Below are 25,044 nucleotides of genomic sequence, written 5' to 3'. Positions count from 1 at the left end.
AAAGAGGGGTTATGCGCCCCTCTTTTTGGTTTTTGTCGGTTCTCATTGTGTGAGTGGTAAAACGCGGGTTAAATCGGCTGTAAAGAAGTCTTTGAAGTAATAAACCGTAGCCCGGCTTTGATCTTCTGTAAACCTTAAAATTAAAAGGTGCTTTTTATAATTGCAGTCGCCTTTGTACAGGTTTTCTGTTGAGGTCTTAAATAAACCTGTTATTGGTCTGCTCCAGTTCTTACCCTCTTTGATCTTTAACCAATAATCGGGTGTTGAACGTGCAAATTTGCGGTCTTTACTTATGTTTATTTTTTCAGATAATAAACAGTTGCCGTTGGTAACCTGGTCTAATTGGTAGTGCTTAACACTTGCATATTTTCCCGGGTTAATTTCTTTGAAGTGGTGAACGGTGGGTGTTGGAGTCGTTGCCATTTGTCCGGGGTTTTACAGTTCAATAATTGCCTGTTCTACTTCCGAACGTTTATAATAAACCCGGTTGCCTAACCCATGCCTTTTAAGTTTCCCGGCTTTGCCCCAGTTGTGAATAGTTGAAATATCAACTTTAAGCAATTTAGCAACCTCCGAACGGCTCAAATATTCCTCCGGGTTCCGTGGTTGGTATTGCTTTTTAAGGTCTTCTAATTGCTGTTTAACCCCTTTTAAAATAGCATCGATTAACTGCTCCGGGGTCGAGTTGTGAAGTTGTGTTACATTGCTCATTGCAAACTGTTTTAAAGATTAATACAGGTGCAATGATATTGTGAGAGAGGGGTGTGTGTAAAAGGTGTGCAAAGGAATTATTGCACAAATACTACTTCTTTAGAGATGAGATATAAGCAGTTATTTGTTGTTTTCTAACTTTGTCCGTTCTTGTGCCATTAATTCTATTTCGAATATTATCCTTATCATTTCCCAGGATATATGCCATTAACTGATATTTTTCACTGTCTTGAATATTCAGTTCATTAATTATTTCAGTAAAATTTAAAAATTCATTTGCTAACATAATTCGTTCTGAAAGGTTCATTTTTTTACCATTGAACAAACTACTTTTATTAGCAGGTAAAGGTTTTAGTTCCATTCCTTCCTCCAGTGGTCGTGCCATTCCAATTCCTTCAAAAAGAAGTAAATTGTGGTATAAACTTGCAAGTGCCATTGCTTCAATAAACCTCTTGATTTTCTTTATTTGTTTACGCTTTCCTCCTAACCGGGTTTGCCATACATATTCCTCATTCTCTAGTATATTTTCGTCTAACTCTACTAATTCTTCAGACCAAAAAATTTCACTTATGTAATTATAACAAAGGGTTTTTAAGGTTTCATTGTCATCGTGAAAGGTGTCTTCATGCAATATTGCTTCTCTTAAAAAGCCTGCTAAATTTCCGTCGTATTCTCCTATTTGCTCTTTTACTTTTTCCAGTTTTTCAGTTGTGAATTTGTCTTTGCTTTCAGGGTCTTTTTTCCGCAAAGCATAATTCAATCTGAGATTGTCAATTTTTTTATCAATTGCAAATCTTACTTCAGTCTCAACTATTTCTGTAATGATTTGAAGGCGGTCTAAAACCTCTTGAGGGGTTTGATAGGTCATTTGAACAGGGTTTAAATTGCGTTGCCATTGCTAATATAAAATAAAAAACCCCTTGCTAGGTGCAAAGGGTGTTGAGGTGTTTAGTCTTTATTGGTTTGACGCGTTTTTAATAATCTTTAACTGCGGTTCTTTGTCTTTGTGTATGGTTTCATAAAACTGCATAAATAAGTCCGCATTGAGGTCTTTATCTTCGCGCCTGTTGATATACTCTAAAAACATGCTTTCTTTAGAGTGTCCGGTTATTCCAATTAAAACGGCTGTTGGTATCTTCTTATAATAATTAGTTGCAAATGATCTTCTGAAGGTGTGAGAGGTAACTAGTTGCCATTTTTGATAAGTTCCAGTTTTTTTGCGCCCGGTCTTTTTGTCGTACTTCTTGCCCTCTATTTCTTCCTCTAATTTTGCCAGTTTACATACCTGCTTAATATGTTTGTTTAACTTCTGTTGTGAGATCGGGTAAGGAAAGTTATTTTCAACAATATCAATTACGTGCGGTGCAATTACTCCAACGGTAACGGCTTTGCCTGTTTTCTGTTGTTCAATATCAATATAAATGCGGTTGCCTTTGTACCTTAAATTGTCCGGGGTTAACCTCAACAAGTCGCCTGCTCTTTGTCCTATTTCACAACCTAATAACAACCAATTACGCGCGTTTTCCTGTGCTTCAGATTCTAATTCTGCTTCGCGTATTTGCTCCAGTTCTTCAAAAGATAAGGTAACTATATACCTATCTTCTTTTTGTTCCTTAAAACTCTTTATATGCTGTGCATAAGGATTAACTTGAATACCTGCTTTGTCTGCATCCGCACAAATTGCCTTCAGGTTTTCAATAAACTTTCCTGCGGTGTTGGTTGCGTAGTTTTCTGAATTGATTAACCATATAACAAATTTGTCAACAAAGGTTTTATTTATATCCTGAAAGTGTATTTTCTTTTTAATAACTGTTTGATACCTGGTTATCATTTTTAAAAAGGTGTTATAACCTTTAATAGTGCGTTCAGATAATCCTAATTTAGTCTTTCCTGCAACTTTGCGCGTATTGGCATTGTCGATTATATATTGAGTATGGTTGACTAACAAACTGTGATCTGTTTTTTTCACCCGGTTAAAACATTCATCTATTTTCTCTTTTAACCAGTAAACATCTATTAATTGCCCTTGCCCCTGTGCGGTGTTTACCTCATCATAAATGAAATCTTGAAGGGTGTTTAATTTACTGTAGGTCTTTTTATTTGCTTCTGAATTTTGCTTAGGTCGTTTTGTAACCTTGCTCCAGTCTTTTGGGTGTACTGTGAAACCTGAAGGTGTAGATATTACATTGCCCTCTTCTAACGAAACATAAAGGAAAATAGAAACAGGTTTACTTGCCTTACTGCGAAGTCTATAATTAACGGTTGCCATAAATATAAAGTATTGAACATTTGAACAATACTAATTTACTTTAATTTGTCAACTTGACAAATATTTGACAAAGGAAAGTTAATGACCATTAAATACTATTCCACTTCATTAATAACCTGTATTTCTATAAAACCTTATAAATACTGGTGTTTGGCTGATCTTATAATGATTTTTAAAAGGTTGAATAAAATTAAAAAATAGAAGGTTTCTATTCCCACCCAAGGTACAAAGGTCTCAAAAATGCTTTTTTTGAGACCTTTTTCTTTTCTGATAAACCGCGGATATCCAAAGAATCCGGTCCAGCTAATCTCCTTTAAAAAGGAATTAATTTCTAAATTTGCAGGACAACAACACAAACAACACACAATGCCTGAAGTAACTACCGCAGTTAAAATCTTTTCCTGTAAACAGAGTCTGGATCTCGCCGAAAGAATAGCCGAATCTTATGGTGCCAAATTGGGAAATGTCATCACCTCCACATACAGTGACGGGGAATTTCAACCCTCTTTTGAAGAGTCTATAAGAGGTTCCCGTGTCTTCATCATTGGATCGACCCATCCCGGTGCAGACCACCTCATGGAGCTATTGCTTATGCTTGATGCCGCAAAAAGGGCATCTGCAAGGCACATTACCGCGGTAATGCCTTATTATGGCTGGGCAAGGCAGGACAGGAAAGACAAGCCACGGGTCCCTATTGCCGCAAAACTTATTGCAAAAATGCTGGAGACAGCAGGTGCTACCCGCATCATCACTATGGACCTGCACGCAGATCAAATCCAGGGCTTCTTTGAAAAACCTGTCGATCATCTGTTCGCTTCCACTGTTTTCCTGCCATATCTCCGCAGTCTTAATTTAGAGAATCTCACCATTGCGTCACCAGATATGGGTGGTTCGAAAAGAGCCTACGCTTACTCCAAAGCCATGGAAAGTGATGTAGTGATCTGTTACAAACAAAGAGCAAAGGCGAACACCATTTCTCATATGGAATTGATAGGAAATGTTGAGGGCCGGAATGTGGTGCTGGTAGACGATATGGTCGACACTGCTGGAACCCTTACCAAAGCAGCCGATGTTATGATGGAAAGAGGCGCCCTTAGCGTGAGAGCTATTTGTACGCACCCGGTACTTTCGGGAGAAGCATACGAAAGGATAGAAAATTCGAAACTTCTGGAACTTATTGTGACCGATTCCATTCCGCTGAAAAAGGAAAGCAAGAAGATACGCGTGGTTACCTGTGCCGATCTGTTTGCCGATGTGATGAACAGAGTTCACAACAACAGGTCCATCAGCTCAAAATTTGTCATCTAAACCCAAAGTTAGATCTTAAAAGTAAGAAGTACGGGAGATTTAATGCTCAGTGCTCCCTGTTCATGCAGAAGTGGACACCCGGTAATTACTAGGCAAAAGTCCTGGTTCTTGACTCCTGGCTCCTGATTCTTTCTATATCATAAATAATTAGGGCCGAAGCTTTTATTAGCTCAAAAAAAGATTTACTTTTGCAGCCTAAAATTTTTAACAATGAAATCAATTACGATCAACGGATCTAAAAGAGAAAGCGTGGGCAAGAAAGCTACTAAAGCCCTACGTAATGCTGGACAGGTTCCTTGCGTATTATACGGGGGAGATGAGCCATTACACTTTGCAGCAAACGAGATTGCCTTTAAGGACCTCGTGTACACACCAGATGTACATACTGTAGAGATCGCTTTAGAAGGTGGTGAGAAATTTAATGCTGTGCTTCAGGACATCCAGTTCCACCCGGTAACAGATGCAATTTTGCACATCGATTTCTACCAGATCTTCGAAGACAAAGAAATTACCATGGAAATTCCTGTACACACTACAGGTGTTGCACGTGGTGTGAAAAACGGTGGGGTATTGAGATTCAACCTTCGTCGTATGAGAGTGAAAGGACTTCCAGGAAATCTGCCTGACTTTATTGAAGCAGATATCACTCCACTTAAGATTGGTAACAAATTATATGTTACTGCTCTTAAGAGTGATAACTTCAAGATCATGCACCCTGATAACACTGTTGTTTGCCAGGTTAGAACTTCTCGTAACGTTATCGCCGATACCGAAGATGAAGAAGAAGAAACTGCAGCAGATGAAGTACCTGCAACAGAGGTTAACGAAACCGAATAAGCATCTCATTTCTTATTCAAAATATAAAGCATCCCGAAATGGGATGCTTTTTTTATTTTTACCAAAAAGACATGCATGCTATCTTTCTTTGGTAGATTATTGGCAAAGCCACCTAAAGAAGAAATTTCCCCTATGAAAAAGTTTCTCATTGTTGGGCTGGGTAATATTGGCCCCAAGTACCATAATACACGTCACAATATTGGATTTAAAGTGCTGGATCACCTCGCAGAAAAAGAGGGGCTCTCTTTTGAATCCCAAAAGTTAGGTGACATTACCACCTATAAGTTTAAAGGTCGCAGCTTTATTTTACTGAAACCATCCACCTACATGAACCTTAGCGGAAAAGCAGTAAATTACTGGTTGCAAAAAGAAAAGATTCCGCTGGAGCATCTTCTGGTGATCACAGATGATCTCAATCTGCCCTTTGGGACGCTTCGGGTGAAGACCAAAGGAAGTGATGGTGGCCATAATGGATTAAAAGATATCCAGGCGCAACTGGGCACTACTCAGTACAACCGGTTTCGCTTCGGAATAAGTGATGAGTTCTCTAAGGGCCGGCAGGTAGATTATGTGCTTGGAGAGTGGGATGAAGAGGAGACAAAAAAGCTTCCGGAGAGACTGGATAAATCGACTGAAATAATCAGGTCATTTGGGACGGCAGGAATAAATAATACAATGAATACCTTTAACGGGAAATAGGAACAGACTTGAAAGAACACAAAGGAGCAAATGCTTTTAATAGCAGTCACCATACAGTAGTCACTATTGGCACCTTTGATGGAGTGCACGTTGGCCATCAAAAGATCATTGAGAGGCTGGTCAATACCGCAAAAGCCGGAAATCTTGAGTCGGCGATCCTCACCTTTTTTCCACATCCCAGGATGGTACTTCAAAAAGATGCCAATATCAAGCTTATCAATACCATTGAAGAGCGTAAAGAGATCCTTGAGAAAAGCGGCATTGATCATTTGATCATCCATCCCTTTACGCAGCAGTTCTCGCGACTAACAGCACGGGAATTTGTAAGGGATATCCTGGTGAATAAGCTAAAGGCAAAAAAGGTAATAATCGGTTATGATCATCGCTTCGGGCGCAATCGTACTGCCGACATCAACGACCTGAGGGAATTTGGAAAGGAATATGATTTTGAAGTAGAGGAGATCTCAAAACAGGATATAGAAGATGTGGCTGTGAGTTCTACAAAGATCAGGAAGGCGCTGCTGGATGGAAGAGTAGAAAGGGCCAATCGCTATCTCAGCTATCCTTTTGCCCTGGCAGGACCTGTTGTCAAGGGAAGAGGCCTGGGAAAAGAATTCAGCTATCCCACAGCAAATCTCCAGATAGAAGAGGAGTACAAGTTGATCCCCAAAAATGGTGTTTACGTAGTGCGTTCTGTCATTGACGGGCAGGTGGTTTTTGGGATGATGAATATAGGCACGAATCCTACTGTTGGGGGTACAGAAAAGACTGTCGAAACCTATTTCTTCAATATTGAAAAGGATCTTTATGGTAGGTATCTCTCAATACAGCTGCTCACACGGATAAGAGATGAGAAAAAATTTGATTCTATTGATGGATTAAAGTTGGCCATGAAGCAGGATGAAGCCTTCAGCCTGCAATTCATTCGCGACAACTATGCTGAATAAATGGCTTTTTACCCGAATAGATAATTCTGCACTTATAGTGTTCAGGATCCTTTTTGGGATTTTGCTGGTTATTGAAGCTGTAGGTGCGATCTTTACCGGATGGGTGCGAAGGGTCTTCATCGAACCCGAGTTCACTTTTAATTTCATTGGATTCGAATTTTTGCAGCCCCTTCCGGGGAATGGAATGATCTGGTACTATGCGGTGATGGGGTTCTTCGGGCTTTTGGTAGCATTGGGCTACAAGTACAGGTTCAGCATCTTTATGTATGCCGTCATGTGGGCTGCAGTTTACCTGATGCAGAAAACATCCTATAACAACCACTACTACCTTTTGATGTTGCTGTGTTTTCTCATGATCCTGCTTCCGGCACATCGCTATGCTTCAATCGATGTATGGCAAAAGCCGGGTCTTAAGAAAATAAGTATGCCATGCTGGGTGTGGCTTTTGCTGGTAATTCAAATGTTCATTGTTTACACTTACGCAGCAATAGCCAAGATCTACCCGGACTGGTTTGATGCCACCCTGCCGGGATTGCTTATGGCTGCACGAAAAGATTACTGGCTTATTGGAGAGTTTCTTCAGCAAACCTGGGTGCACTATTCCATTGCCTGGTTCGGATTCTTCTTTGATCTCTTGATCATCCCGCTATTGCTCTGGAAAAGGACACGTATTCCCGCATTTTTGGCAGCTATATTTTTCCACATCTTTAACTCCATAGTTTTCCAGATCGGCATCTTTCCTTATTTAGCGCTTGCTTTTATTCTGTTCTTCTTTCCCGCGAAAAAGATCAACCGTTATTTTCTTTGGAAGAAGCCATATTATTCGGCAGGAGAGATAGAGGTTCCGCCGCAGCGGAAATTAATAATCGGTTTTATGACTATATGGCTGCTGGTGCAGGCAGCTCTACCGGTAAGGCACTGGTTCTTTGAGGATGATGTGCTGTGGACCGAAGAAGGGCACCGGCTTAGCTGGCGTATGATGTTGAGGTCGAAGTCGGGGAGAATTCAGTTTAAAGTGGTCGACAAGGCAAGGCCGCAGGATACTCTTTTCATTCAAAACAGTAAATATCTATCCCGGAAACAGCAGCGGGCAATAGGTTCCAAACCCGACATGATCTGGCAATTTGCGCAGCATCTTGAAAAGGAATTTCAACAGGTGGGTAAAGAGGTTGAAGTTTATGTTGACAGCAAAGTAAGCGTGAACGGGAGACCTTATAAGCCATTTATTGATCCTAAAGTCGATCTCGCAGCTCAAAAATGGGATCATTTTGGCCATGCTCCCTGGATTTTACCTTCCTCAATAGATTGATGTTTTCGGGCTTTTGCTATTTTTGCTCTATGATTCCGGAAATGCCGTTTCGGCAAATCTTCAAAAAATAAGACTATGTTACAGGTAGCCAATATCAGGGCGAATAAAGAGGCATATATTAAGGCCTTAAAAAAGAGAAATTTTGATGCTGAAGATATTTTTTCTGAAGTGCTTGAACTGGATGAAACCCGTCGTTCCACCCAGGCTGAGCTCGATGAAAAACTAGCTGAATCTAACCGCCTTTCCAAAGAAATCGGAATGCTGTTCAAAACAGGAGAGCACCTGAAGGCGAATCAGCTGAAGCAACAAACTTCAGACCTGAAGGAATCTACCAAAGAACTATCTGAAAAACTGGCGGCTACCACTATGGAGCTTAACCGGACCTTATACAATATTCCAAACATTCCAAACGACCTCGTTCCGGCAGGAAATTCGGGAGAAGATAACGTTGAGGTCTTCAAGGAAGGAGAGGTGCCGCAACTTGCCGAAGGTGCCCTGCCACACTGGGAACTCGCCAAGAAATACGACATCATTGATTTTGAACTTGGCAACAAGATCACCGGTGCCGGTTTTCCTGTTTATAAAGGAAAAGGCGCCCGACTACAAAGAGCTCTTATTTCTTACTTTTTAGACAAGAATGTCAAAGCAGGTTATACCGAATTTCAAATGCCATTGATGGTCAATGAAGCTTCCGGTTACGGTACAGGACAGCTGCCCGATAAAGAAGGGCAAATGTACCATGTGACCGAAGATAATCTTTACCTTATCCCAACTGCCGAGGTGCCTATTACCAATATGTTCAGGGATGAAATGCTTACCGAAAGCGACCTGCCTATCGCCTGTACAGGTTATACTCCTTGTTTTAGGAGAGAAGCGGGTTCTTATGGCGCGCATGTTAGAGGACTAAATCGCCTGCACCAGTTTGACAAGGTGGAGATCGTAAGGCTTGAAAAGCCCGAGGATTCCTATACTGCTCTTGACAATATGGTAGAGCAGGTAAAAGATATCTTGAGAGACCTAAAGTTACCTTACCGTATCCTGAGACTTTGCGGCGGGGATCTTGGATTCACTTCGGCTTTGACCTATGATTTCGAAGTGTTCTCTACAGCACAGGATCGCTGGCTGGAAATTAGCTCATGTTCGAACTTTGAAACTTTTCAGGCCAACAGGCTGAAGTTGCGATATAAGAACAAAGAAGGCAAAAAGGAATTGGTGCATACGCTTAACGGAAGCGCCCTGGCTTTGCCACGCGTTCTCGCCGGTATCCTGGAGAATTACCAGACCCCTGCGGGAATAAAAGTGCCGGAGGTGCTGGTGCCCTACACAGGTTTTGATATAATTGACTAGAAGAAATCATTCTTTTATATTAGACCTCACAGGTTTCCAAAACCTGTGAGGTCTTTCTTATTTAGGAATAAATAGCTCTCTTTCAGGTTCTAAAAAGAGCATTTTCTTATCTTTATAAAAATTAAACCGGGATGCGCGACCTCTACTTCCTTCTCATCCTTCTCTTCACAGTTATTTCAGGCTATTCCCAGTCAGAACAACTGGCGAAGAACTATTTCGATCGCGGGGAGTTCGCAAAGGCAGAGAACATCTACGAAAAGCTGCTGAAGCAGGAACCACATAACGCTTCTTTTTTCTACGGCTTAATAGCCACCTACCAGCAGCTCGAAAAATACAATCAGGCAGAAAAACTGCTGAAGGACAGGGTGAACAATACCGCCAATGCGCCGCATTATTTGGTGGAACTCGGCCATAATTATGAGCTGCAGGGAAATCCTGCCCAGGCCGATCAATTTTATGCCGAAGCTTTAAGGGCTATAGAATCCCGACCTAATTATGCTTTTTCCATTGCCCGGTCCTTTGAGAAGTACAGCAAACTCGACCGTGCTGTAACGGCTTATGAACTGGGAATGAAAATGAATCCCGATGCCGAATACAATATCCAGCTTGCGAGGCTTTACGGGGAACAGGGTGAGATCGAAAAGATGTTCAGCAACTATATAGATGTGCTGGGGAACAATCCGAATCTACTGCCGGGTGTGAGCCGCATTTACGGGCAGTTCATTACAGATGATCCCGCCAATGAAGCGAATCTTATCTTTCGAAGACTGCTTCTTAAAAAGCTTCAGGAAGATCAGAATCTTTTGTTCAACAGCATGTTGAGCTGGCTGTTTGTGCAGCAAAAGGAATATCAAAAGGCATTTCAGCAGGAGAAGGCGATCTACCGCCGGTCAGATCAGGGCTTGGGTGCTATTCTTCGGCTTACGGTGATGGCGCGGGAAGAGGGGCAATCTGCAACGGCACTTGAAGTCCTGGACTTTGTTATTGCCGAAGCGCCCAATGAAGACCTGAAACTACAGGCGCATCAGCTTAGACTGAATATCCTGCAGGAGACCCTTCCGAAGGAAAAATATTCAGAAATAGAAACAGGTTATAATGCCCTTTTTGACACCTATGGAAATGGTTCTCACATGTTGTCCATTTACATCGACTACGCGAATTTCCTGGCCTTTAAGCAACAAAAAATTTCCAAAGCTGAAGAAGTGCTTCGCAATTTTCTGAACCGCGAGCTAAAGAAGCTGGAAGAAGCAGCTTTAAAAATGGCATTGGCCGATATTCTTGTGCTGGACGAGAAATTCAATCAGGCGTTGATCTATTACTCCCAGGTACAGAACCTGGTGGAAAACGATGTGATCGCACAGATGGCGAGATTTAAGGTGGCAAAAACGAGTTATTATAAGGGCGATTTTGATTGGGCTACAATTCAGCTGGATGTTTTAAAATCGGCGACTTCCCAGCTCATTGCCAACGATGCCATGGAGCTCAGCCTGTTAATAAGCGAGAATTCTCAGGAAGACAGCACCAGGACTGCCTTGAAAAAATACGCACGGGCCGATCTCCTGGCATTTCAGGAAAAGAACAGCAAGGCGATTGAGGTCCTGGATGCTGTTTTGTCTGATCACAAAGGGGAGAAAATAGAAGATGATGCGCTTTTTAAACAGGCAGGACTTTATGAGCAGGCCCGGGAATATGCTAAAGCTGAAAGAAATTATCTCGCTATTATAGAGCATTACAAAAATGGTATTTTAGGAGATAATGCGCATTTTCATCTCGCCGAGCTCTATGCCGAAAAACTGGAACAACCCGGAAAGGCGCAGGAGTTTTATGAAAAAATTATCTTTAATTACGCCGATAGTATTTACTTTGTCGACGCCCGGAAAAAATTCCGGCAACTACGGGGGGACGAGCTGGAGTAGAAATTTACCTGATAGCCCTCCTGCCACAAAATAATAAGCATCTTATGTATATCTACAACGTCACTATAAATATTCAGGAAGATATCCACGATGAGTGGGTGGAATGGATGAAAAAAGAACACATTCCTGATATGCTCAACACCGGAAAATTCACAAAAGCCCTTATGACAAGGGTAATGGTGAATGAGGAAATGGGCGGCGTGACCTATTCGGTTCAATATACTACCGAGAGCAAGCAGATGCTGCAGCGATATTACGACGAAGATGCCAAAACGCTGCGGAGCAAAACAGCTCCTTTTGAAGGGAAATTCGTAGCCTTCAGGACCGAATTGGAGATCATTAGCGAGCAATAACATACCCACCTTCCATGAAGAAAAACTACAAAAAGAAAGGTGGGAAACACCAAACCTCTGCTGCGCATGCGCCTCAGGAAGGAGATGTAAGAGCCAAGAAACACCTGGGCCAGCACTTCCTTACCGATGAATCTGTAGCCGAAAGAATAGCCGATACTTTAAGCTACAAAGGTTATCCTCACGTGCTGGAGATTGGCCCCGGGATGGGAGTGCTCACAAAATATTTACTCAGAAAGGAGACGGATGTTCATGTCATTGAAATAGACACAGAAAGCGTGGCTTATCTTCATGAGCACTATCCTGCACTCGAAGGAAAGATCCATGAAAAGGACTTTTTGAGGTATGACATCAGCGAAGTTTTTAAGCAGGATCAATTCGCCATCATCGGGAATTTTCCCTACAATATTTCTTCACAGATAGTTTTTAAAATGCTGGAGCTGCGGGATTATATTCCGGAATTTTCGGGCATGTTTCAGAAGGAAGTCGCAAAGCGGATCTGTGAAAAGGAGGGCAGTAAAACCTACGGAATTCTCTCTGTCCTCGTGCAGGCATTTTACGAAGCCGAATATCTTTTTACTGTGCCGCCTACAGTATTTAATCCGCCGCCAAAAGTGGACAGCGGAGTGCTTCGGCTTACCCGAAAAGAAGAGCTTTCCCTGCCTTGCGATGAGAAATTGTTTTTTAGGGTGGTAAAGACTGCTTTTAACCAGCGAAGAAAAACCTTGAGAAATTCTTTGAAGATCTTTGACCTGCCCGAAGATATTAAAGAAGATAGTATCTTTGGCCTTCGCCCGGAGCAGCTGAGCACTGCACGGTTCATTGAACTTACACAAAAGATCCAGCCACATGCAATTTGAGGTAAGCGAAGAATATATCGAGCACATTCAGCATCTCATTGAAGAGAAGCGCGATGCCGAGCTCCTGCAGCTGCTGGATGAGGTGCACCATGCCGATATTGCCGAGATCATTGATGAACTTGACCTCGACCAGGCTACCTATATCATAAAGCTGCTTGACAGCACCAAAACTTCCGAGGCTCTTATGGAGCTGGAGGAAGACGTGCGGGAACGCATTCTCGACAATCTTTCGGCAAAGGAAATTGCCGAGGAGCTCGAGAATATGGATACCGATGACGCTGCCGATATCATCGCCGAACTTTCTGAAGAACGAAAGCAGGAGGTGATCCAGGAAATGAGCGACGAGGAGCATGCCGAGCATATTGTCGAGCTGCTGCGCTACGACGAGAATTCTGCCGGGGGTCTTATGGCAAAGGAGCTCGTGAAAGTCAACGAGAACTGGAGTGTTACCGGCTCGCTGGCCGAAATGAAGGCCCAGGGCGAAAATGTTACCCGCGTCCATTCCATTTATGTGGTCGATGACAAAGGCAAGCTAAAAGGTCGGCTTTCCCTAAAGGATCTGCTGACCGCTTCTAGCCGGGCGAACATCAGTGATGTTTATATCGATAAGGTAGATTATGTTACCGTGCACACTAAAGGCGAAGAGGTGGCGCGTATCATGCAGAAATATGACCTGGAAGCTATTCCGGTCGTGGATGAAATGGGCCGCCTGGTAGGGCGTGTCACCATTGATGATATTGTGGATTTTATTCGGGATGAAGCGGAAAGAGATTACCAGCTCGCTGCAGGTATTTCTGAAGATGTGGAGGCCGATGATTCCATCCTGCGGCTCACCCGGGCGAGATTACCCTGGCTTATTCTGGCACTTTTAGGAGGTTTCGTTTCTGTGACCGTGTTAGGAACTTTCGATGCCGCCATGCAGGAGCATGCTGCCCTGTTCTTTTTTGTGCCGTTAATTGCGGCCATGGCAGGAAACGTGGGCGTGCAATCTTCCGCAATTGTTTTACAGGGTCTGGCCAATCAAAGCCTGAGTGGTTCTCTTTGGAACCGACTCATAAAAGAAATTCTGCTCAGCCTCTTGAATGGTGCTGCGCTCGCACTGCTGCTTATCATTGGCGGAATTTTCCTTTTGGGCTTTGACTTCTGGTTTGGATTAACCGTCGGAATTTCTTTGGTTTCGGTGATCGTGATCGCTTCTTTGATAGGGACCTTTGTGCCCATTATTCTGGATAAATTCGGGATAGACCCTGCGATGGCGACCGGTCCTTTTATCACTACCAGTAATGACATTTTTGGGATCCTTATTTATTTCACTATTGCCAAAATGATTCTGGGTTTTTAAGTGATTTGCCAAAGTTTTTAAATTCCTGGAAACAAAGTCTGCTCAAAACTTCAGTAACTCTAGATATTAACTTTGGTAAATCTGAAGTTGTGTTCAATTTGGACAAACAGATTTGCCAAAGTTTTCAGCTTTGTAAGCTTGAGTCTTTTTCTATCCTAATTTAATATTTTAAAGGACTTTGGTAAATCTGAAGTTGTTTTTCTAATGATATCAAATTTACCAAAGTAAACTCCCTCAAATTTTAACTTTAGCCGTATCACTCTTCTTCTTTTATAGGGAACTTTGGCAAATCTGAAGTTGTGTTCAATTTGGACAAACAGATTTGCCAAAGTTTTCAGCTTTGTAAGCTTGAGTCTTTTTCTATCCTAATTCAATATTTTAAAGGACTTTGGTAAATCTGAAGTTGTTTTTCTAATGATATCAGATTTACCAAAGTACATCCGCAGGAACCTTTGATTTAATGAAGGTGTTTCTCTTTCATTAATGAGAACTTTGGCAAATCTGGTAAAAAGAATTTGGTGCTTGTAATTTGGTATTTCGGGCTTGATCTCTTTCAGACTTTTATTTATTAATTTAGTTTCTTCTTAATACCTCACAAAAATGTCATTTTTAAAACCCATTGATCCAAAGGAAAAACTAACTAAATTCAGCAACCACTGGCATCCGCGGCAAATAGGAGTCGTGAACGATATGCAGGTGCTGGTGGCGAAGGTAAAAGATGAATTTGTTTGGCATCAGCACGATGAGGAAGACGAGTTGTTCCAGGTGTTGAAGGGAACTTTGTATCTTCAGTTTGAAGATCGAACAGAGACTGTAAGAGAAGGAGAGCTCATCATTGTTCCTAAAGGCGTAAAGCATTGCCCAATGACCAAAGATGGCGAGGAAGTTCATATTATGCTTTTCGAGAAGCTGAGCACCAAACATACCGGAGACGTAAAAGACAGCCTTACCCAATCTGACTATCCAAAAATCTGATTTTTCATGATCATTCTGCACGCCGATTCCAATCATCCCACATTGATCCAACAACTCGAAGCAGCCGGGCATCACAATATCGAAGCCTATGACCAAAGTGAACAGGAGATCCTGGAGAATCAGCATCTCTATGACGGGATCGTGATAAGAAGCCGGTTCCATATTAGCAAAGCCTTTCTTGATGCCGCACCAAATTTGAAGTTCATCGCTCGCGTAGGCGCAGGGCTCGAAAGTATAGATGTGGAATACGCAGAGAAACGCGGAGTAAAACTCTTTTCTGCCCCCGAAGGCAACCGAAATGCTGTTGGCGAGCACGCTCTGGGAATGCTGCTTTCCCTCTTCAATAAGTTGAATCAAGCCGACAGGCAGGTGCGGGAAGGTCTGTGGTACAGAGAAGCCAACCGCGGCGTCGAGCTGGAAGGGAAGACCATGGGGATCATTGGCTACGGAAATATGGGTAAGTCCTTCGCAAAAAAACTGCAGGGTTTTGATGTAAAGGTGCTCTGTTTTGACATTTTAGAAGGGGTAGGAGATGAGTATGCTGAACAGGTTTCTTTGGAAGAATTCAGGCGGGAATGTGATGTGGTGAGTTTACATGCGCCATGGACTCCCGAAACCAACCGAATGGTGGACAAGGATTTTATTGCGGCTTTTGCAAAGCCCTTCTGGCTGCTCAACACGGCCCGCGGCAAAAGCGTGGTGACAGAAGATCTTGTTGCAGCTTTACAATCAGGAAAGATCCTGGGTGCAGGCCTTGATGTACTGGAGTATGAAAAAGGCTCTTTTGAAAGCCTGTTTTCTGAAGGCGCCGAAATGCCACAGGCGCTGCAGGAACTGCTGGTGATGCCGAATGTGCTACTGAGTCCGCATGTGGCGGGCTGGACCGTAGAATCACACCGCAAGCTGGCAGATACCATTGCTCATAAGATTATCACGCATTTTGAAGGGAACAATTAGGACACCATTAATGGATCGTTTTTTCCCTTTGGTCATTGAGGAAATTGCTTTTTTCATGATTGTTCATTTTTTTGCTTGTCCAAAAAAACGAACCAAAAAAAGGACACTTTTTTGATAGGTGTTTCCAATTTTGCTCCCGCAAATTGGAACCGTGCTCCCCCGGCTAAATTTTCTCCAAGGCTTCAAAAATTTTTAACGCCGGGAAAGCACTACACTTACAAAAAAGAACTTCCATTACAATATTCCGGTTCCTATTTCAGGAGTGAATTCTATAAGATAATTATGCGTATTCCTCGGTTAGGCTTTTATTATCTTTAAATCGGAACAAATAATATTAGAGTATGAAAAAAAGAGTAACCGGCATTGGCGGGATCTTCTTCAAAACCAAAGATCCAAAAACAACAAAAGATTGGTACAACAAACATCTCGGCCTTAACACAGACCAGTGGGGGAGCACCTTCTGGTGGAAGGATAAAGAAGGTAGCGACTGCTCCACCCAATGGAGCCCTATGAAAAACGACACCGACTATTACGAGCCTTCAAAAAAGCAGTTTATGATCAACTATCGGGTGGAAAATCTGGAAGAATTGCTGGAGGAGCTAAAGAAAGAGGGCGTAGAGATCGTGGGAGAGATGCAGACCTTCGAATACGGGAAATTCGGGTGGATCATGGATCCCGATGGCAACAAGATCGAGCTGTGGGAACCGAATGATAAGGCTTTTTTATAGCAGCTTTCCTGCCACTTTCTTTTCGTGCTTCATGATCTCGTCATTGAGGTATTCCTGGAAAAGCCTTAACAATCCGTCTTCCTCGCTTCTAATGAAGTGCATCAATCCCAGGATCGCAAGCGGAAAGATGGCAAATTGTATGAAGAAAATTGGCCATTCAAACCGGAAAATTATTTGAAGAAAAACAACAAGCAATGGTAGAACGACCAACAGCGTAGCAAGGAAAGTTTTGCTTCTTGTTTTCAGTTCGATCTTCGATTTGGAATTTTCTATTTCACTCAGTTTCCCGTAAAATATGATCTCACTTTTGGTATTTGGCCGGTTTACATCCCACACCAAATTGCTTCCGAAGGAAAAATTCAAGCTGATGATGAAACTGTTGTCCGTCAACCAATGGAAGTGAAATCTTTCCGGATCCCCATTCAACACTTTCTTCAACTCCGCAGGTTTCATGGATATTCCCAGGTTCTCGGTCCTGGCTTTATAAAGGGAGCGAAGTTTCATTTTTTAATGATAGCTATGCTCCGGAATAACTCAATTTGTAGCATTGGAAAAAGAGGTTTAGCCTAAACGTAATTTTTATTAGGTACTCAAAAATGTCATTTTTGGGTGCTATTGTCAATTTCTGTTATTCGTAAATATGTTGCAATTAATTGTCTGATTCCACGGATTTTAATATTTGACCATTCTTTAGTTTCCATTCTGTCAGCCCATTTGCGCTTCTACCCATGACCACCGCTGCCGCAGCCGAAGGGCTAGAGAATAAGTAGTCTTCCTTAAAAACTAATTTATCGTCAATTCTTGTTATTATTTGATCATCAATAAGACTCTGTCTGAATTTTTTCCAGTTTTCAGGAAATGAATTGGTCAATGTAGTGGCAACTTCTGAACTTTTTAGAACTACAAATCCTTCATTTGTCATTTGACCTTTTGCATTAGCTCCTCTCGCAGCATCAATATAGAAAGTACTTTGTATTTGTTCTTCTATGGTTTGATCTTTTCTTAATTCTTCAAATATTTTAAAACCTAGAGCATTTACTAAAAGTTTTATATTATCTAAGAATTCTTCCATTTCTGCTTTATCAGATTCTGATATTACAGACTTAGTTGGATTGTTTCCGTTTTCAATATCATATCTATTAACCTTTCTTGCTATTTCATACAGTCGACTCTCCAAATATTTAATATGAGCTTTATTTAAATTTTCATCTTTACTAACGAATACTAAGGCTTCATTCCAGAAATCTTTTGCCGCCAAATGTTGGTTTAATCTTTTATAAATTCCTTCAGCTTCTCCTATGTATGCTAGTTCTTTATTTTCTGATTTGTCAGATTTTCCAAATAAAATATAAATACCAGTATTTTCTAACTCTGGTCTGTCAGATGATTCTTTTATTTTTTTTCTCGGAATCTTCAATGCTTTTCCTGTCCAGTTTGATAATTCGCATGTCATTCTTCCGTTAGGTTCTCCATCTACTAGAAATATTTTTATTGTTTTACCAAAGTTTTTCATCAAGGAATTTTTGTTGAATTAAAATTATGTGTGCTGCACAACGTCTCGTATATGAAAAGTAGGCGATTTAGAAAACGAAATTTTCAAGGAAGCAGAAAGTTTAATATGAACCAAAATCCTTGATGTTACTGCTATTCCGCCTATTTTTTATATACATTGTTGGCAACAGTTATTTCATTTTTTTGTCAATGGTTGTTTTCATTGCGTAGTAATCCATTTCATAACAAACTCTCCCTAATAAGATTGCAGGATTGATTCTGTGTTCATCTCCTAAAGCTTTTATTTTCTCATCATTTAGAGGAAGATGGTTCTCCAAGATATCTCGCCATATGTTTTTAGGAATTAATTTTTCTTGAGCGTAATTATCTGCTTCGCTCTCACATTTATCCAGATTTTGCTTTCTGGTTAAATCTATGAATTTTCTGTCCTTATCATTTCTTAAATGCAAATCAATATGTCCAATTTCGTGCATAATTGTAAAAGCAAAATTGTCAATACGATTATACCTTAAAGTCAAGGCTATTGCTGGATTTTTATCGGACCAAAATGAAAAACCGTCAATGGGTGTTTTCTCGAGTTTATCAATGAGGAGCATTTTAATTCCAAATTGGTTGAGTGCAGCTTTAACTCTCTCTGGTGTTCCAGAATTTTCATAGAAAATATTATTTAAATTTATGCAGAGTTGATTTAAATTATCAAAATTGAAAGTATTCGTTTTTTGGTTTTTAGCTTCATATTGAGCTAGTGAACTCCAAGCGAACATATTTTTCTCATCAATTTTTAATTTATCTGATTTACGATAGTACGCCAATTTGTCTTTAGAAAATGAAGATACTAAACCATCAATAGTTTCTACTTCATATATCTTTTTGATTGTTTTTATATCAATTTCGAGGTCATCAATTAAATAGTTCTGTTTTTTAAAATATCGAACTGGAACATATTCTTTTATAATGCTCCAGAGTTCAATATTTCTAACTCTCCTAATGTTTTTTTGCTTTACTCTTGCCTTATCAATTTCGTACTGAGACTGAAATTTCATCCAATAATCCGCTGAGATTCCAAGAATCTTTTCTAATAAAATTGCAATATCTGCGGTTACTGGTCTTTTCCCTTTGATGATTTCATTTAAAAATGATGGTTTTACGCCTAATTCCTTTGCCAAAGTTCTTTGGTTCATTTCAGGTGTAGCATCTAATTCATCCTTAATTAAAACTCCTGGGTGAGTCGCTTGTGCCGGTGTTAAAACTTTGTTGTTTGCCATCTTTCCCCTGTTTACTTGTAGTGATTACTCAATTCAACAATTGAGCAGATTGTAATACTATTAGGTTCTTCTCCTTCTAGTGCAGTTATAAATTCTACTCGATATTTGCCATCCACTCGAACAGATTCTATTCCCTTCTTATCTCCGATTAGTCGTTCGTAATTTAAACTCCTGATGGGATATAACTCTTCTGTATTTTTTGCAACTCTTAATTTATCGATCGTTTGTATATATTTTTTAATAACGTTGGGTTGAAACCTATGTTTCTTGCTTCGAGCTTTTCCATTTTCATATAGTTCTTTTAGGTATTCTTTCTCGAAAATTATTTCCATAGCTTTCTTTTATCATAATGCAAAGATATGCATAAAAACATAAAGTTCACTAAATAAGTGAACTTTTAGATGTTATTAGTTTTCAATTGTTGCCAGCTTGTTATACCACAAATAAACCTACTGTTTCCAGTTTCTGTTTACCGGTTAAACAAACTCACCTGTTAGTAAATCTATTAAATTTCTGTTAATGAAGTTTATGGAAAACCGTAAAGGAGCCGGTTCTCAACCAACAAGACGTTTTCAATTCTTTTGAGAAAGTATACGCAATCCTTTTCTTTTAAAAATATCCTAAAGCGCAGCTAACTTTTTCCCGGCGGGAATAAGGCCTTACCTTTGCAGCTTCAAAAAAGGCAATTTGAAGGATTATTTTTATTTTCTAAAAGGAAATTTCAGGACCGTAAGCTTTGGCTGGCTGCTCACGCTGCTATCGGGCTTTGGGCAGACTTTCCTTATTTCCCTTTACGTACCGGAGATCATCAGGTCCTTCCGTATTTCTGAAGGTGCTTTTGGAGCGATCTATGCCGGGTGTACGGTTGCCGCTTCATTTATCATGCTTTCCGTGGGGCATACCGTAGACCACAAACCGGTAAAAAAGGTAACAGCCTTTACCATCACCGCCCTGGCACTGTCCAGCATCCTTCTGGGGATTTCAGAAAGTATCATCCTGCTAATAGTTGCAGTGACGGGCCTCCGGCTTGCAGGTCAGGGACTGCTCACGCACATTAGTATGACCATCATGTCAAAGCAGTACGTGAACGACCGCGGGAAAGCCCTGAGTTTTTCCTCCCTGGGTTTTTCAGTGGGGGAAGCTATTTTCCCGTTGATCATCGCCTTTCTCATCAGCTGGTTCGACTGGAGAGTTGCAGCAATTGCAAGTGGGGTTGCTCTTTTGATCTACCTCGTACGCCTAAAATTCACCCGACTGGAATATTTTGATGAGAAGCTGTCCACAAAAGGAAGCCCATCTCCCTGGTCTTTATTAAAGGATTATAAAACTGTTGTTTTCGACAGGAAATTCGGAGTGATGATGCCTGCCAGCTTCATTTTAAGCTTTGGTGCTACTGCTATTTTCTTTTATCAGTATGTTTTTGTGGAGGACAAAGGCTGGTCGGTTCAATTATACGCCACCTTCTTTACCGTTTACGCAATAACCCGCTTTCTTTTTTCCCTTTTTGGAGGGGTATGGGTGGATAAGTACACAGCGAGGAAAATGTTCAGGTATTATTTGATCCCTATCAACCTGGGGCTGCTGCCTTTTGCTTTTATGGAAAGCATTGTGGGAGCCCTGATCTTTCTCGTCACCGCGGGAATCAGCATGGGAGTGGCAGGAACTGTAAAAACTGCTTTAATAGCCGAGCTTTACGGCACCGAAAAAATGGGAGTGATAAGAAGTGTCTTTACGATGTTTTCCGTCATCAGTACCGCTCTTGGGCCTCTTGTTGTCGGCTTATTAATGGACGCCGGAGTTGGGTTTGAATATTTGATGGGAGGGATCTTTGTGGTCATGACAATGGTTATCATTAATTCTCAGCGTATCAAATCCTACCAGGACCAGGAGCTATCTGCATAATGCTTTATGTTCGATACAAATCTTTTCTTGCTTCGGCAGTACGAGATTCAGAACCATATATGTATCTTATGAGAATTCCCCCACATAAGTAGGAACAATGGTGTCAAGTTTATCCACGTTTCATAAGACCGAATGTTCTTTTTTTGCATCGCCCAAAAAAAGAACCAAAAAAAGTCTAGGCTTACGAAAGCTTCTCTAAATTTTTCATTCGGTGGCTAAATTTTAGGAACTCGCTAGAATATATGTCCTTGCGATAATAATCCGTTTCGCTCAAACAGCCTAAAATTTTTAACGCCCTTCTCATTTCAAATTTTACGAAAAGCTTTCGTAGGCCGGGGAAACACGTGGTCCGGAATTGACGACTGCAGTTAAAATTGTTTATTGATGAATGTTAATTGATCAGGCCTCATTCTCACAAATCTGTTCCTGCTATCGCAGTTCCAGATTTACTACCATTAGCAATTTCTTTTAAACATTGATTTCTCCCTTCGGTCGTTAGAAATTCCATTCTGTTTCAGGATTGTTCATTTTTTTGCTGTGCATTCCTCTCCCTCCGGTCGTCGGATGCAATAAAAACGAACCAAAAAAAGGACACTTTTTTGATAGGTGTTTCCAATTTGCTCTCGCAAATTGGAACCGTACTGCCCCGGCTAAATTTTCTCCAGGGCTTCAAAAATTTTAACGCCGGGGCAGCACTACACTTACAAAAAAGGAATATTACGAGAAGAATTCTGCAATAGTTGAACCAAATTAACCGATCAAGACCGAGGGCCTATCGAAAATTTTAGCAACATTTTCGTAAGCCTAGATTTTTTGGTCCTTTTTCATCAATGGAAAAAGAACAGAACTTCTTTTTTACGAATCCTTCCATGTTTTCCGAAGTCTTACATTGATGGCTGAAACGCTGCCAACTGCTAATTGTTCATTGATCATTGAAACTCACGCCAGTGAATCCTCGATCTTCTGAACTCTTCCCACTTCCCCTGTTTCCAAGCGCACTTTGATCCCGTGGGGATGCATGGGAGATTTGGTCAGGATATCTGCCACGGTGCCATAGGTCAGCCTGCCCGATCGTTGGTCCTGCTTCTGCACTATGGCCACCCGTGTTCCCGGGCCAATATCTTTTCTCGTAGGTTTCATCGAAATGTCTAAAGTCTAAGGTCTAATGACGAAGGTCTACCGTCTACCATCTAAGAGCTACCGTCTAAAGTCTACCGTCTACCGTCCAATCTATTCCCTGCTCAGTTCGATCATAGCCGACTTGATCGGCTCTTCACCTTCTATAGCCTCAAAGGTCATGTTCTTCACAAGAGGATCGGCAAGTGACATGATGAGTAAAAAAGCTACATCGTCCCGCGGTATTTCTCCGCTGCTATCAAGTTTTTCAGCCAGTTTCACCTTTCCTGTACCCATATCATCTGTAAGAGCTCCTGGACGGATTATTGTGTAATCGAGGCCGCTGTCACGCAGGTGTTGATCGGCTGCTGCTTTGGCTTCGAGATAGTGCTCCAGCTTTTTGTGCTTTGAAGGTTCATCGGCTCCCATGGAACTCAGCATGATGAACTTTTTTACCTTCGCCTTTTTGGCTGCATCGATGACTTTAATTGCACCTTTTTCATCTACTTCGGTAGTCTTCTCAGGACCTGTATCCCCGCCGGAACCTGCGCAGAAGATCACCTTTTTGACACCTTTCAGAGCAGGGCTTAGATCCTCCTGTTCGAGGTCGGCATGTACCCATTTCACCTCCATGTCGTCAAAGATCTGCTTCTGCTCTTCCTTTCTTATCATCGCAATGGGCTCGAAACTCTGACTGTTATTAAGGATTTCGATGATCCTCTTTCCAGTACTTCCGGTAGCTCCAACTATTAATATCTTTTCCATTTTTTAATTTTTTTTCCTGAAACAGCAAGTTAAGCATCAAAAAAGCGAATTCCAACCCCGTACTTTTTGTATGCAATCAGATTTATTTCGGCATTTCCCCTTTTTTTCGCATCTCGGTCACTTTGCGCTCCAATTCCTGCTGTAATTCCTCCATCACAGGTCTAACTGTACTTTCAGGAAGATCGGCTATTCTTATATACATGAGTCCGTCTACCGCGTCGTTGAAGAGGGGATCAACATTGAAAGCTACTACCCTTGCATTTTGTTTGATGTATTTTTTTATGAGTACGGGAAGCCTCATGCTGCCCGGTTCGACCTCGTCGATGATCTTATCAAACTTGTTGAGATCGGCTTTGGTCTCATCAAAAATCATGTCCTTGTCTCCATCCTTCAGCTTCACCTTAAATTCTTTCTTCGGTCTCACGTACTGCGCCACATAAGGGTCGTAGTAGTGAGAGCGCATGAATTCGATCATCAATGACTTGGAGAAATTCGAAAATTTGTTGCTGATGCTTACACCTCCAATAAGGTACTTGTGCTTCGGAAACCTTAGAGTGCAATGCACGATTCCCTTCCAAAGTAAGAATAAGGGCATGGGCCGCTGCTGATATTCCTTGATGATAAAAGCTCTTCCCATTTCAATGGATTCGCTCATCATTTTATGCAGTTCGGGTTCAAACCTGAAGAGATCCTGCAGGTAGAATCCGTTAATGCCGAATTTTTCAAAGATCTCGGCTCCCATTCCCATCCGGTAAGCCCCTGCGATCTTATTAGCCTCATTGTCCCATAAGAACATGTGGTAATAATAATCGTCGAACTTGTCCAGATCGGTTGACATATTTGTTCCTTCCCCTATAGCTCTAAAGGTGATCTCCCGCAGGCGGCCAATCTCCTTGAGAATATTGGGGATAATTTCCTTTTTTGCCAGGAAAACCTCATAGTTCTTGCTTTCCAGCAGGCGCTTGTCCAGTTTGCGGCAGGTTTCTACCTCCCCGAGCATCAAATCTCCGCTGGTCTCCTCCACGATCTTCTTTGGTGGCTTCGGAATTTTAAAGTTCTTCGGGATACCCTTCAAAAATGGCTTTTTTTCAAAGGCATTTGCCAACATATAGGTTTTGCGACGCAGAAAAGCAGTAAGGGATTCCACAGTAGTGATATCTGCAACATCCTGGGGAGAAATGGCATTGCCTATCCTTACCTTGATCTTTCGCTTCTTTTGGGAAAGCATCTCGCTCGGTAATTTGGCAGTCCGCAAAATATCGCTCACCGATGCTAACCTGTAAAAGAAGGTGCTGTTCTTCGCGTGAAAATAAATTGGAATCACCGGCACCTTTGCCTTTTGAATAAGCTTCATGGCAGCAGGATCCCAGGGGCGGTCTACAATTCTACGTTCATCCCTGTAGGTGGATACCTCTCCGGCAGGGAAGATCCCCAGCGGTTTGCCGTCCCGCAAGTGCATAATAGCTTCTTTGAGGCCTTTGGTGCTGCTCTGTGCCTCTTTGTGATCTTCAAAAGGATTTACCGGCATAATATAAGGCTGTACCGGCTCGATGCGTTGCAGCAGGAAATTTGCAATAACCTTAAAATCCTCTCTTTGACTCAGGAGAAGTTTAAGCAGTATCATTCCGTCTATTCCTCCCAGCGGGTGATTGGAAATAGTGATGAAAGGTCCGGTTTTTGGAATTCTTTTGAGGTCATCTTCAGGAATTTCGAAATCGATCTCAAAAGCTTTTAGAATGGAATCAATGAATTGTGGCGCAGTCATGTGCTTCCGCTTTTCGTATTCCTTATTTATCACAGAAAGCTTGGTGGTTTTAAGTACCACCCAACCCACTGAAGTTCCCAAAAATCCGAACTTCTCCAAATTCATGACCTTTGCAACTTCTTTTGCACTAACTATTCCCATTCAGTTATATTTTAAAGCCAATA

25 protein-coding genes are annotated in these 25,044 nt (G+C 41.5%); 14 read left to right on the top strand and 11 right to left on the bottom strand.

The window, feature by feature from the left end; translation table 11 throughout:
• Positions 1-42: 42 nt before the first annotated feature.
• The 4 genes from ACXYMT_RS01530 to ACXYMT_RS01515 form a co-directional block, all read right to left on the bottom strand.
• Complete coding sequence (locus ACXYMT_RS01530) at positions 43-423, bottom strand: hypothetical protein (RefSeq protein ID WP_459057328.1); 381 nt, start codon at positions 421-423, stop codon at positions 43-45.
• Between the two features lie 12 nt (positions 424-435).
• Positions 436-711 (bottom strand): helix-turn-helix domain-containing protein, encoded by a 276-nt coding sequence (locus ACXYMT_RS01525; protein WP_459057327.1) that lies wholly within the window; start codon positions 709-711, stop codon positions 436-438.
• Between the two features lie 91 nt (positions 712-802).
• A complete protein-coding gene (locus ACXYMT_RS01520; RefSeq protein ID WP_459057326.1) occupies positions 803-1,579 on the bottom strand; it encodes a hypothetical protein in 777 nt (258 codons plus the stop codon).
• Positions 1,580-1,666: 87 nt separating this feature from the next.
• Entirely contained in the window at positions 1,667-2,980 is a 1,314-nt protein-coding gene (locus ACXYMT_RS01515) for a tyrosine-type recombinase/integrase (RefSeq protein ID WP_459057325.1), read from the bottom strand.
• A 366-nt stretch (positions 2,981-3,346) separates the two neighbouring features.
• Between ACXYMT_RS01515 and ACXYMT_RS01510 the strand changes: the two genes are divergently transcribed.
• The 13 genes from ACXYMT_RS01510 (at position 3,347) to ACXYMT_RS01450 (ending at position 16,555) form a co-directional block, all read left to right on the top strand.
• Positions 3,347-4,288: a ribose-phosphate pyrophosphokinase gene (locus ACXYMT_RS01510; protein WP_459057324.1), complete on the top strand. Its 942-nt coding sequence runs from the start codon at positions 3,347-3,349 to the stop codon at positions 4,286-4,288.
• Positions 4,289-4,498: 210 nt separating this feature from the next.
• Entirely contained in the window at positions 4,499-5,125 is a 627-nt protein-coding gene (locus ACXYMT_RS01505) for a 50S ribosomal protein L25/general stress protein Ctc (RefSeq protein ID WP_459057323.1), read from the top strand.
• Positions 5,126-5,200: 75 nt separating this feature from the next.
• Positions 5,201-5,824: an aminoacyl-tRNA hydrolase gene (gene pth / locus ACXYMT_RS01500; RefSeq protein WP_459057322.1), complete on the top strand. Its 624-nt coding sequence runs from the start codon at positions 5,201-5,203 to the stop codon at positions 5,822-5,824.
• Between the two features lie 8 nt (positions 5,825-5,832).
• Complete coding sequence (locus tag ACXYMT_RS01495; RefSeq protein ID WP_459057321.1) at positions 5,833-6,771, top strand: bifunctional riboflavin kinase/FAD synthetase; 939 nt, start codon at positions 5,833-5,835, stop codon at positions 6,769-6,771.
• Positions 6,761-8,080 (top strand): HTTM domain-containing protein, encoded by a 1,320-nt coding sequence (locus tag ACXYMT_RS01490; RefSeq protein WP_459057320.1) that lies wholly within the window; start codon positions 6,761-6,763, stop codon positions 8,078-8,080. The genes ACXYMT_RS01495 and ACXYMT_RS01490 overlap by 11 nt, the downstream gene beginning before the upstream one ends.
• 75 nt (positions 8,081-8,155) lie before the next feature.
• The gene (gene serS, locus ACXYMT_RS01485) at positions 8,156-9,427 is read left to right on the top strand and encodes a serine--tRNA ligase (RefSeq protein ID WP_459057319.1); all 1,272 of its coding nucleotides are present in this window, start codon (positions 8,156-8,158) and stop codon (positions 9,425-9,427) included.
• 131 nt (positions 9,428-9,558) lie between these two features.
• Positions 9,559-11,343, top strand: coding sequence for a tetratricopeptide repeat protein (locus ACXYMT_RS01480; protein ID WP_459057318.1), 1,785 nt, complete (start codon positions 9,559-9,561; stop codon positions 11,341-11,343).
• Positions 11,344-11,387: 44 nt separating this feature from the next.
• On the top strand, positions 11,388-11,696 hold the full coding sequence (locus ACXYMT_RS01475; protein ID WP_459057317.1) for a DUF4286 family protein: 309 nt from the start codon (positions 11,388-11,390) through the stop codon (positions 11,694-11,696).
• A gap of 14 nt (positions 11,697-11,710) precedes the next feature.
• Positions 11,711-12,553, top strand: coding sequence for a 16S rRNA (adenine(1518)-N(6)/adenine(1519)-N(6))-dimethyltransferase RsmA (gene rsmA / locus ACXYMT_RS01470; protein WP_459057316.1), 843 nt, complete (start codon positions 11,711-11,713; stop codon positions 12,551-12,553).
• The gene (gene mgtE / locus ACXYMT_RS01465) at positions 12,543-13,895 is read left to right on the top strand and encodes a magnesium transporter (protein WP_168137321.1); all 1,353 of its coding nucleotides are present in this window, start codon (positions 12,543-12,545) and stop codon (positions 13,893-13,895) included. Before rsmA ends, mgtE begins: the two co-directional genes overlap by 11 nt.
• 600 nt (positions 13,896-14,495) lie before the next feature.
• Positions 14,496-14,870 (top strand): cupin domain-containing protein, encoded by a 375-nt coding sequence (locus ACXYMT_RS01460; protein ID WP_459057315.1) that lies wholly within the window; start codon positions 14,496-14,498, stop codon positions 14,868-14,870.
• Between the two features lie 6 nt (positions 14,871-14,876).
• On the top strand, positions 14,877-15,827 hold the full coding sequence (locus tag ACXYMT_RS01455; RefSeq protein ID WP_459057314.1) for a 2-hydroxyacid dehydrogenase: 951 nt from the start codon (positions 14,877-14,879) through the stop codon (positions 15,825-15,827).
• Positions 15,828-16,168: 341 nt separating this feature from the next.
• Positions 16,169-16,555, top strand: a complete 387-nt coding sequence (locus ACXYMT_RS01450) for a VOC family protein (RefSeq protein WP_459057313.1) — start codon at positions 16,169-16,171, stop codon at positions 16,553-16,555.
• Here the strand turns inward: ACXYMT_RS01450 and ACXYMT_RS01445 are convergent.
• From ACXYMT_RS01445 to ACXYMT_RS01430, 4 genes are all read right to left on the bottom strand, one after another.
• Positions 16,550-17,059 (bottom strand): hypothetical protein, encoded by a 510-nt coding sequence (locus tag ACXYMT_RS01445; RefSeq protein ID WP_459057312.1) that lies wholly within the window; start codon positions 17,057-17,059, stop codon positions 16,550-16,552. The two genes, ACXYMT_RS01450 and ACXYMT_RS01445, sit on opposite strands and share 6 nt — an antisense overlap.
• A gap of 145 nt (positions 17,060-17,204) precedes the next feature.
• Complete coding sequence (locus ACXYMT_RS01440) at positions 17,205-18,068, bottom strand: GIY-YIG nuclease family protein (RefSeq protein WP_459057311.1); 864 nt, start codon at positions 18,066-18,068, stop codon at positions 17,205-17,207.
• 169 nt (positions 18,069-18,237) lie between these two features.
• Positions 18,238-19,332 (bottom strand): HigA family addiction module antitoxin, encoded by a 1,095-nt coding sequence (locus ACXYMT_RS01435; RefSeq protein ID WP_459057310.1) that lies wholly within the window; start codon positions 19,330-19,332, stop codon positions 18,238-18,240.
• Between the two features lie 11 nt (positions 19,333-19,343).
• The gene (locus ACXYMT_RS01430) at positions 19,344-19,664 is read right to left on the bottom strand and encodes a type II toxin-antitoxin system RelE/ParE family toxin (RefSeq protein WP_459057309.1); all 321 of its coding nucleotides are present in this window, start codon (positions 19,662-19,664) and stop codon (positions 19,344-19,346) included.
• Between the two features lie 355 nt (positions 19,665-20,019).
• Here ACXYMT_RS01430 and ACXYMT_RS01425 point away from each other — a divergent pair, with 355 nt between their 5' ends.
• On the top strand, positions 20,020-21,234 hold the full coding sequence (locus tag ACXYMT_RS01425) for an MFS transporter (RefSeq protein ID WP_459057308.1): 1,215 nt from the start codon (positions 20,020-20,022) through the stop codon (positions 21,232-21,234).
• A 939-nt stretch (positions 21,235-22,173) separates the two neighbouring features.
• On the opposite strand, the gene ACXYMT_RS01420 is transcribed toward ACXYMT_RS01425, so the two are convergent.
• The 3 genes from ACXYMT_RS01420 to ACXYMT_RS01410 form a co-directional block, all read right to left on the bottom strand.
• Positions 22,174-22,374 (bottom strand): YwbE family protein, encoded by a 201-nt coding sequence (locus ACXYMT_RS01420; protein WP_168137331.1) that lies wholly within the window; start codon positions 22,372-22,374, stop codon positions 22,174-22,176.
• Between the two features lie 90 nt (positions 22,375-22,464).
• Positions 22,465-23,115: an SDR family oxidoreductase gene (locus tag ACXYMT_RS01415; protein ID WP_459057307.1), complete on the bottom strand. Its 651-nt coding sequence runs from the start codon at positions 23,113-23,115 to the stop codon at positions 22,465-22,467.
• 82 nt (positions 23,116-23,197) lie between these two features.
• Positions 23,198-25,021 carry a GNAT family N-acyltransferase gene (locus ACXYMT_RS01410; RefSeq protein WP_459057306.1) on the bottom strand — a complete coding sequence of 608 codons (1,824 nt, stop codon included), beginning with the start codon at positions 25,019-25,021 and terminating at the stop codon, positions 23,198-23,200.
• Positions 25,022-25,044 lie beyond the last annotated feature (23 nt).

The sequence above is a fragment of the Salinimicrobium sp. CAU 1759 genome, assembly GCF_054482715.1.
Note: the sequence above shows the minus strand (reverse complement) of the source record. Positions and strands in the feature narration are given on the sequence as shown.

Bases quoted from the DNA above. Each gene is read 5' to 3' on its own strand.
- ACXYMT_RS01530 (WP_459057328.1), bottom strand. From the start codon at position 423: ATGGCAACGACTCCAACACCCACCGTTCACCACTTCAAAGAAATTAAC.
- ACXYMT_RS01525 (WP_459057327.1), bottom strand. From the start codon at position 711: ATGAGCAATGTAACACAACTTCACAACTCGACCCCGGAGCAGTTAATC.
- ACXYMT_RS01520 (WP_459057326.1), bottom strand. From the start codon at position 1,579: ATGACCTATCAAACCCCTCAAGAGGTTTTAGACCGCCTTCAAATCATT.
- ACXYMT_RS01515 (WP_459057325.1), bottom strand. From the start codon at position 2,980: ATGGCAACCGTTAATTATAGACTTCGCAGTAAGGCAAGTAAACCTGTT.
- ACXYMT_RS01510 (WP_459057324.1), top strand. From the start codon at position 3,347: ATGCCTGAAGTAACTACCGCAGTTAAAATCTTTTCCTGTAAACAGAGT.
- ACXYMT_RS01505 (WP_459057323.1), top strand. From the start codon at position 4,499: ATGAAATCAATTACGATCAACGGATCTAAAAGAGAAAGCGTGGGCAAG.
- pth (WP_459057322.1), top strand. From the start codon at position 5,201: ATGCTATCTTTCTTTGGTAGATTATTGGCAAAGCCACCTAAAGAAGAA.
- ACXYMT_RS01490 (WP_459057320.1), top strand. From the start codon at position 6,761: ATGCTGAATAAATGGCTTTTTACCCGAATAGATAATTCTGCACTTATA.
- serS (WP_459057319.1), top strand. From the start codon at position 8,156: ATGTTACAGGTAGCCAATATCAGGGCGAATAAAGAGGCATATATTAAG.
- ACXYMT_RS01480 (WP_459057318.1), top strand. From the start codon at position 9,559: ATGCGCGACCTCTACTTCCTTCTCATCCTTCTCTTCACAGTTATTTCA.
- ACXYMT_RS01475 (WP_459057317.1), top strand. From the start codon at position 11,388: ATGTATATCTACAACGTCACTATAAATATTCAGGAAGATATCCACGAT.
- rsmA (WP_459057316.1), top strand. From the start codon at position 11,711: ATGAAGAAAAACTACAAAAAGAAAGGTGGGAAACACCAAACCTCTGCT.
- mgtE (WP_168137321.1), top strand. From the start codon at position 12,543: ATGCAATTTGAGGTAAGCGAAGAATATATCGAGCACATTCAGCATCTC.
- ACXYMT_RS01460 (WP_459057315.1), top strand. From the start codon at position 14,496: ATGTCATTTTTAAAACCCATTGATCCAAAGGAAAAACTAACTAAATTC.
- ACXYMT_RS01455 (WP_459057314.1), top strand. From the start codon at position 14,877: ATGATCATTCTGCACGCCGATTCCAATCATCCCACATTGATCCAACAA.
- ACXYMT_RS01450 (WP_459057313.1), top strand. From the start codon at position 16,169: ATGAAAAAAAGAGTAACCGGCATTGGCGGGATCTTCTTCAAAACCAAA.
- ACXYMT_RS01445 (WP_459057312.1), bottom strand. From the start codon at position 17,059: ATGAAACTTCGCTCCCTTTATAAAGCCAGGACCGAGAACCTGGGAATA.
- ACXYMT_RS01440 (WP_459057311.1), bottom strand. From the start codon at position 18,068: ATGAAAAACTTTGGTAAAACAATAAAAATATTTCTAGTAGATGGAGAA.
- ACXYMT_RS01435 (WP_459057310.1), bottom strand. From the start codon at position 19,332: ATGGCAAACAACAAAGTTTTAACACCGGCACAAGCGACTCACCCAGGA.
- ACXYMT_RS01430 (WP_459057309.1), bottom strand. From the start codon at position 19,664: ATGGAAATAATTTTCGAGAAAGAATACCTAAAAGAACTATATGAAAAT.
- ACXYMT_RS01420 (WP_168137331.1), bottom strand. From the start codon at position 22,374: ATGAAACCTACGAGAAAAGATATTGGCCCGGGAACACGGGTGGCCATA.
- ACXYMT_RS01415 (WP_459057307.1), bottom strand. From the start codon at position 23,115: ATGGAAAAGATATTAATAGTTGGAGCTACCGGAAGTACTGGAAAGAGG.
- ACXYMT_RS01410 (WP_459057306.1), bottom strand. From the start codon at position 25,021: ATGGGAATAGTTAGTGCAAAAGAAGTTGCAAAGGTCATGAATTTGGAG.